This is a genomic window from Imperialibacter sp. EC-SDR9 (genome assembly GCF_902498805.1).
Classification (GTDB): Bacteria; Bacteroidota; Bacteroidia; order Cytophagales; family Cyclobacteriaceae; genus Imperialibacter.
Genome location: NZ_LR701613.1, coordinates 38,903 through 45,696, shown reverse-complemented (window position 1 = coordinate 45,696; position 6,794 = coordinate 38,903). Strand labels below are relative to the sequence as shown.

Sequence of the window (6,794 nt, the reverse complement as noted above, 5' to 3'; positions counted from 1 at the left end):
TTAACACAGCTATCAGAGACCATTGGGCTATTGAAAATAAACTTCATTGGGTACTAGACGTCGTCTTTAATGAAGATGCTTCCAGAAAAAGGAAAGGAAACTCAGCAGCAAACTTCAATGTCATCACAAAAGTAGCGCTCTCCTTACTAGAAGATTGTCAGATCAAATTACCTAGAACCCAGAAAAGAAACAGAGCTGCATTCAACCCTGCTTTCAGAGAAGAATTACTCAAGGTTTAAATGCGATTGCCCTGCACCTCAAAAAGGCTTATGGTTCTTAGCCACCAAAAAATTTAGCGTCAAAGTTAACAAGAAAAACTTCATCGGTGGCCCGTGTAACAGCTGTATACAACCACCTGACAAAATCCTGATTTATCATATCGTCTTTTACGTATCCCTGATCAACAAACACTGCTTGCCATTGGCCGCCCTGCGACTTATGACAAGTAAGAGCGTAGGCAAACTTAACCTGAAGCGCATTCAGGAACGGATCCTTCTTTAAGGCCTCTGCCCTTTCTTTTTTGTTGGCCAGGTCCTCATAGTCCTTCAATACCTCCTCGTACAATTTCTTATGATCCTCCGGGCCAATAGAGGGCGTTGGCGCATGCAACGACTCCAGCAAAACCTTCGCTTCAAATTTGCCTGCATCATAGTCGATCATCCTTAGTTCCAGGTCGGCAAACCGAAAGCCATACGCCTCCTGAAAACTGATGATTTTCATGATTTCAACGAAGTCTCCATTGGCCAAAAATCCGCCTGGAGCATCCTCAGGGAAATAGAAATAATTGTTTCTGGTGGCCAAAAGTATGTCGCCGGCATTGATCTCGTCTTCCATAAAGTGGATTTGACGCCTGATGTATTGATTGTACATCACTGCTGACTTATTTGATCGACAAATAATGATGGTGTTTTCCTGGCCAAACTTGTCATACGCATACCGCAAGCCCTCCTCCAGTTTCTCGGAGGTCATCCGGAAGATGTCTTTGAACGGCCTGGTAATGAACTTCGGAGCGTAATTCTCAGCCTTTATCAGCTCCCGAAGAGCGGTGGCGTTTTCCAAAATACCGGACGCCTTTTCCTGCCGAAGCACTTCGGTGAGCTCCACTTCCTTCACATCCACGTGAAATTGACTGCGCAGGTAAGCGCTACTCATGGCCGGCGACTCAATTTGACCAACAGGCGGGAGCTGTGCCACGTCCCCTACCAAAATAAGCCTGTTGGTCTCCTTTTCAAAAACATACTCCATGAGATCCGCCAGCAGCCCATTTTGCCCAAAGTCGCTTTCGTTGGAGAGCATTGACGCTTCATCCACGATGAAGATGGTATCTTTTTGATAGTTTTTCTGTCGGCTGAACTTCAGGTTTTGGCTGCCAGGCTCCGAGGTTTGTTTGTAAATCACTTTGTGGATCGTGAATGCTGAGCGTTTAGCATAGCCGCTCATCACTTTTGCGGCCCGGCCGGTAGGTGCAAGCAGAGAGTATTTCCGATTGAAAAGCGGTAGCACATTTACCAACTGGCTAACGAGGGTCGTCTTACCTGTTCCGGCATAGCCTCTCAGCAGCAGAATCTGCGGACCCGGCTTTTCATCGTTCAGCAGCTCATCCAGAAGGCCCATAAAGGCTCTCTGCCCGCTTGTGGGTGCAAACGGAAAACGGCGTTCGAGTACTTCGGAGGGTAAGGGCAAAATGAGAAGGTGGTTATCTGTAAACGTCGAATTTCCTCAATAGCCTGCTCAAATCAAACATTGAAATGAATTGCGTATACAAAATCCGGCAAGTGGGTGATGGAATTTCCCTAAATTTGAAGATGGATGTTAGCCAGGAGGTAGAGCGCCTGTATGGGCACGAAGTAAGAACGAGGGTGTGCGGCATTTGCTTCAGGGAAGACAAGCTGCTGTTGATCAAGCACCTGGGCCTTACTTCAGCCGGATTTCTGTGGGCGCCGCCTGGTGGTGGCGTGCAATACGGCACCAATCTGGAAACCAATCTCATTCGGGAATTCAAAGAAGAAACCGGCCTTTATATAGAAGTGGTTAGATTTCTTTTTGTCTATGAATATGTGGGCCCGCCGCTGCAAACAATAGAACTATTCTTCGAAGTTCGGCCCACAGGCGGAGACCTGTGCAGAGGCGTTGATCCTGAAATGTCTGATTCCCAGCAAATAATAGATGAGGTTCGTTTTGTATCTTTGAAGGAGCTGAACGATTTTGCGCCGGAAAGTCTCCATCACATGTTAAAGGGTGTTCACAGCAAGGAAGACCTACTTCGTAAAACAGGATTTTTTAAATTTGAAAAGAATTAATAAAATAGCGTTTTCTATTAAAATCATATAGTTTCGTAAACTAATAACTTAAGCACTCAAATAGTCAAAAGATGAATACCACCAAAATTCTATCCATTGTAATTCTAGTTATTGCTCTAGCTTTAGGATATTATCTTTTCAGCAGCATCAAAACTGACATTGATACCACTGAAAGAATTGCCAAAACTGAGGCGAGAGTTATTAACAAGCTTAAGATGATCCGTGAGGCTCAGGTAGCTTTTCAGAAAGTAAACGGAAAATACTCTGGCAACTGGGATGAATTACTTGCATTTGTGGATACCGGTAGCTTCTACATCACAAACAAAACGGAGATCATCATTCCACTTGACTATGGTGCTGACAGTATTTATGTTGAAATTGACACGATAGGAACAGTTTTGGTGAAAGACTCAATTTTTAGCCCAAGCAAGTTTCCTAATTTCGACCTTGCCACGCTTCCTCTTATCCCCGGAACAGACGGTAAAAGGTTCGATATGTGGGCTGATAAGATTGACAAAGCAGGTGTGATGGTTGATGTGGTTGAAGTAAGAGACATTGCTCCAGTTGACCCGGCCAGGAAAGAATCTAATGAAATTACTAACCGTAAACCGTTACGTTTCGGTTCCAGAACAAATATCACTACATCGGGTAACTGGGAATAATTGCCTTTGGAGACGCTCGTAGCCAACTACAAACTTCTGAAAAAGGTCAAAGACGCCAAGTTTGATGTCGATGACCTTCATCACTATGGCTTGTGTCTTCAGGTTGGCATTCGTGATTTCCAGTTTTGTGTAATCGACAACAGAGACAATCGATGTCTTCTTTATGAAGACTTTGCCTTTGAAAACGTGAAGACGGTCAATGCCCGTCTTCAAGTCGTTCAAGATCTCTTTGAAAATCATCACCTGCTCATGGCAGGCTTTTGGAGCACCATCAAGCTTTCGATCAAAAGCCACAAGTTTGCGCTGGTGCCTCAGCCGGTATTCTCAAAGGAAGGGCTTGTCGACTATCTATCGTTTAATACTCCTTTTAATCCCAGATACGAAGAAGTATACTTCTATAAGCACATTGGCACAGATGCCGTTAACGTGTTCTCTGCCGACAAGAAGCTGATAGATTGGATCAGGGAGTTGTACAATCAAAAAGAAGTAATTGTTGTCCATCAGGGAAGCGCATTCATTGAGGGTATCCTGAAATACAACGACCACTCAGGCGAAAAGTCGATGTTTTGTTTGGTCGACAAAGGCATCCTTCACGTGGTAATCACTTCTGACAAAAAGCTACACTATTACAACCAGTTTGCTGTACGAAAAAGTGCTGATTATCTTAAATACATCATGCTTGTGTTTAAGGAAATGAAGCTGTCGCAAAAGAAAAGTAAAGTGTTATTCTGGGGTGGGTTAACCCCACAGTCTCCACATATTCAGGAGCTCAAAAAGTATATCCGTGACATTTCGTTTGGAAGCCGTCCTTCCTATCTCTCTTTCAGCTTTGTGTTTGATGAGATTCCTGATCACAAAGGCTTCGATGTATTCAATATTTTTCTTTGCGACTAATCTTGGCTAACTTTTAGCCAGGGACTTTCATATGCCAAATAAAACCGCTGTCTTTCCTGGTTCATTCGACCCCTTCACCCTGGGGCATTTCGATATCGTGGTAAGGAGCCTAAAACTATTTGACGAAGTAATCATCGCCATTGGCCACAATAGTCAGAAAAAAAGGTATTTCCCGCTTGAGACTATGCTGAGCAAAATAGAAAGCGCCTTTGTGAAGTATCCGCAGGTAAAAATAGTGACCTACGACGAGCTGACCGCAGACCTTGCCAAAAGGCTGGGCGCTAAAGTACTACTCAGAGGACTCCGAAATACGACGGACTTTGAATATGAGAATAGTATTTCGCAGGTAAACAGGTACCTGAACGACGAAATAGAAACCATGTTTTTGATTACTTCCCCCAAGTATGCCCCCATTAGTTCTACCATTATCAGGGAGGTGCATAAGTACGGCGGCGATGTAAAGGCCTTTCTGCCCTACGAGTTATAAGCTTCTCTTTTTACTTTATAAAATTCCCGGGCCACGTGCCTGATTGATCGGTAGGAGTTGTAAAGTGACGCCCTTACGTCTCTTATTTCCATCCACCTAAGCTCATCAATGTTTTCCTCTTTTTGCGGAGTCATTTGGCTATCATCTATGAGGTCCATACGGTACCAGTGGGTCTTTTTCAAGATGTACTTCTCGTTCATGATATAGGTATGGTAGGTAGCGCAAATCTTCTCGCCTAAAAGCACCTTCACCCGGCACTCTTCCTCCACCTCCCTCACGGCTGCCATTTCCGGCGTTTCCTTCTTCTCCAGTTTTCCCTTTGGGAAGTCCCATTTGCCAAGTCGGTGAATCAGCAATATCTGATCTCCCTTCTCCACCACGCCACCTGCAGCCTCAACAATATTGAACTTTTCCTTCAAGTGGTTGATAGTGGCCTTGCGCTTACTCACGGCAAATGTGACTGCGTCAAGGTCCTTCAACTTCTTTTTTGTCATCAACTGAAGAAGCTTATCTATGTCTTCTTTCGAAGCATTGATAACAAGCACATCGTCCTGCAACTTTTTAGTATCTATGCCATCTCGTTTTCCGTCAACGATATGGTTGTATTGCTCGAAGTTTTGCACTTCGTCGAGCTTTTTTATAGAGACAGGAATATCGTTGATGAAAATTTTCATGTTGCGATCTAAGGGAATTCAATAATGTAAATTCTCCTCAATATGAAAAAGTTTTTGTCATGAATTCATCAAAAATAATCTACTGGCCCGGACACATTGAATTAACATCGTAAGGCACCTTTCGGATATTTCTTATTCGGGTCAATATTTAACTAAGAACAGAAATGGCAATTTTATAGAGTATAGTTACTTTTGAAGCATGAACATTAAAATTGCAGACCCTTCCGTTGCCGCCGCAACCGCCAAACACCTGCTCAGCATTGGGGCCGTAAAGCTTAGCCCAGATAAACCTTTCACTTGGGCTTCAGGTTGGAAGTCGCCTATTTACTGCGACAACAGAATGACGCTCTCTTATCCTGAAACAAGAAGTTTCATGAAAGAACAGCTAGTCAATCTTATCAAGAAGGAATTTCCCGGCGTTGGGGGCATTGCTGGTGTGGCCACGGCAGGTATTCCACAAGGAGCACTTTTGGCTGATAGCCTTGATTTGCCCTTTTGCTATGTGCGCTCCAAGCCGAAAGACCATGGCATGGAAAATCTCATTGAGGGAAGGATAGAGGCTGGCCAGAAGGTAGTTGTTGTAGAAGATTTAGTGTCGACTGGCGGCAGCTCACTGAAAGCCGTAGACGCCCTTAGAGTAGCCAAAGCGCAAGTGCTGGGGATGGCAGCTATATTTACATACGGATTCCCACAGGCGGAACAAAACTTCGTCAGGGCCGAGGTAAACCTGGCTTGCCTGTGCGACTATGAGTCGCTGATTAAAGTAGCCAGCGATAATGGCTATATCAACGCCTCCCATGTGGCGTCGCTCGGAGCATGGAGAACTGACCCCGCCAACTGGAAAGTCTGAACCAATGGACTATAGCCTAACCTCTTCCGACCTCATTGTTGGTGTTAAAACACTTGGTGCAGAACTCTGTAGCATCAAAGGGGTTAGCAATGGTGTTGAGTACGTCTGGCAGGCTAACCCAGCCGACTGGGGCAGGCACGCCCCTATTTTGTTTCCCATAGTGGGCAAGCTCAAAGGCGACAGCTATGAGTACAAAGGGAAAACATACCATTTACCACAGCATGGCTTTGCAAGAGACCAGCCGTTTAGTCTGATAGAATCGACCAAGTCAAAGTTGGTGTTCGAACTTACGTCAAATGACAAGCTGAAGCTTGTATATCCCTTCGATTTTTCATTGTCAGTAACGTATGAGCTCTCAGGAAACTCACTCCGAATTTCCTACGCTGTAAAAAACCCAGGCACTGATCCCCTCCTCTATTCCGTTGGTGCCCATCCTGCATTTCGTATTCCTGTTCATCCCAAAGCCAAAAGGTCGGACTACGAAATCCTTTTTGAAAAAGAAGAGGCAGTGGCTGTGCACCTAATCGACGGCGGACTGCTTTCTGGCAAAACCGAACCCCTTGCACTTGAGCAAAACAGCCTGGCCATAAGTGACTCTCTCTTCGACAAAGATGCGCTTGTATTTAAGGGGCTTGCCTCAAAAAAATTATCATTGGCAAAAACCGGCGAAGCACCGTTCTTAAATTTCTATTTCGATGCCCCTTACTTTGGCATCTGGTCTAAGTCAGCCACATCTCAATTCGTTTGTCTTGAGCCATGGAACGGCATTGCTGACAGTGTCAATCACAATCAGGCTTTGAAAAAAAAGGAGGGCATTCGCAGCCTGGCCCCTGGTGCAACAGAAACTTTTGGCTTCACTGTCGAAATCGCCGGGTAGAACTGTCTCCCGAATGACCAACCAATCAGATTAGCGAACCAAACACAAAC

At 44.8% G+C, this 6,794-nt stretch carries 8 protein-coding genes and 1 pseudogene; 7 read left to right on the top strand and 2 right to left on the bottom strand.

Annotation, left to right across the window (positions count from 1 at the left end; translation table 11 throughout):
- A pseudogene (locus GC130_RS28995) lies at positions 1 to 239 on the top strand (ISAs1 family transposase); the annotation flags it as partial.
- A 37-nt stretch (positions 240 to 276) separates the two neighbouring features.
- On the opposite strand, the gene GC130_RS24480 reads toward GC130_RS28995, so the two are convergent.
- Positions 277 to 1,683, bottom strand: a complete 1,407-nt coding sequence (locus GC130_RS24480) for an ATP-dependent RecD-like DNA helicase (protein WP_226940599.1) — start codon at positions 1,681 to 1,683, stop codon at positions 277 to 279.
- Between the two features lie 65 nt (positions 1,684 to 1,748).
- Here GC130_RS24480 and GC130_RS24475 point away from each other — a divergent pair, with 65 nt between their 5' ends.
- From GC130_RS24475 to coaD, 4 genes are all read left to right on the top strand, one after another.
- Positions 1,749 to 2,300: an NUDIX domain-containing protein gene (locus GC130_RS24475; RefSeq protein ID WP_226940598.1), complete on the top strand. Its 552-nt coding sequence runs from the start codon at positions 1,749 to 1,751 to the stop codon at positions 2,298 to 2,300.
- A 71-nt stretch (positions 2,301 to 2,371) separates the two neighbouring features.
- Positions 2,372 to 2,962, top strand: a complete 591-nt coding sequence (locus GC130_RS24470; RefSeq protein WP_152001003.1) for a hypothetical protein — start codon at positions 2,372 to 2,374, stop codon at positions 2,960 to 2,962.
- Positions 2,963 to 2,968: 6 nt separating this feature from the next.
- Positions 2,969 to 3,856 (top strand): DUF3822 family protein, encoded by an 888-nt coding sequence (locus GC130_RS24465; protein ID WP_193217990.1) that lies wholly within the window; start codon positions 2,969 to 2,971, stop codon positions 3,854 to 3,856.
- 31 nt (positions 3,857 to 3,887) lie between these two features.
- Positions 3,888 to 4,343: a pantetheine-phosphate adenylyltransferase gene (coaD, locus tag GC130_RS24460; protein ID WP_152001001.1), complete on the top strand. Its 456-nt coding sequence runs from the start codon at positions 3,888 to 3,890 to the stop codon at positions 4,341 to 4,343.
- Here the strand turns inward: coaD and GC130_RS28990 are convergent.
- On the bottom strand, positions 4,331 to 5,017 hold the full coding sequence (locus tag GC130_RS28990) for an NUDIX hydrolase (protein ID WP_152001000.1): 687 nt from the start codon (positions 5,015 to 5,017) through the stop codon (positions 4,331 to 4,333). The two genes, coaD and GC130_RS28990, sit on opposite strands and share 13 nt — an antisense overlap.
- Before the next feature lie 199 nt (positions 5,018 to 5,216).
- On the opposite strand from GC130_RS28990, the gene pyrE reads away from it, so the two are divergent.
- On the top strand, positions 5,217 to 5,867 hold the full coding sequence (pyrE, locus tag GC130_RS24450) for an orotate phosphoribosyltransferase (RefSeq protein WP_193217989.1): 651 nt from the start codon (positions 5,217 to 5,219) through the stop codon (positions 5,865 to 5,867).
- A gap of 4 nt (positions 5,868 to 5,871) precedes the next feature.
- Complete coding sequence (locus GC130_RS24445) at positions 5,872 to 6,744, top strand: aldose 1-epimerase family protein (RefSeq protein WP_193217988.1); 873 nt, start codon at positions 5,872 to 5,874, stop codon at positions 6,742 to 6,744.
- Positions 6,745 to 6,794: the final 50 nt, after the last annotated feature.

Excerpts from the sequence above, each read along its gene's own strand:
- GC130_RS24445 (WP_193217988.1), top strand. The coding sequence starts at position 5,872 with ATGGACTATAGCCTAACCTCTTCCGACCTCATTGTTGGTGTTAAAACA.
- coaD (WP_152001001.1), top strand. The coding sequence starts at position 3,888 with ATGCCAAATAAAACCGCTGTCTTTCCTGGTTCATTCGACCCCTTCACC.
- GC130_RS28990 (WP_152001000.1), bottom strand. The coding sequence starts at position 5,017 with ATGAAAATTTTCATCAACGATATTCCTGTCTCTATAAAAAAGCTCGAC.
- GC130_RS24475 (WP_226940598.1), top strand. The coding sequence starts at position 1,749 with ATGAATTGCGTATACAAAATCCGGCAAGTGGGTGATGGAATTTCCCTA.
- pyrE (WP_193217989.1), top strand. The coding sequence starts at position 5,217 with ATGAACATTAAAATTGCAGACCCTTCCGTTGCCGCCGCAACCGCCAAA.
- GC130_RS24470 (WP_152001003.1), top strand. The coding sequence starts at position 2,372 with ATGAATACCACCAAAATTCTATCCATTGTAATTCTAGTTATTGCTCTA.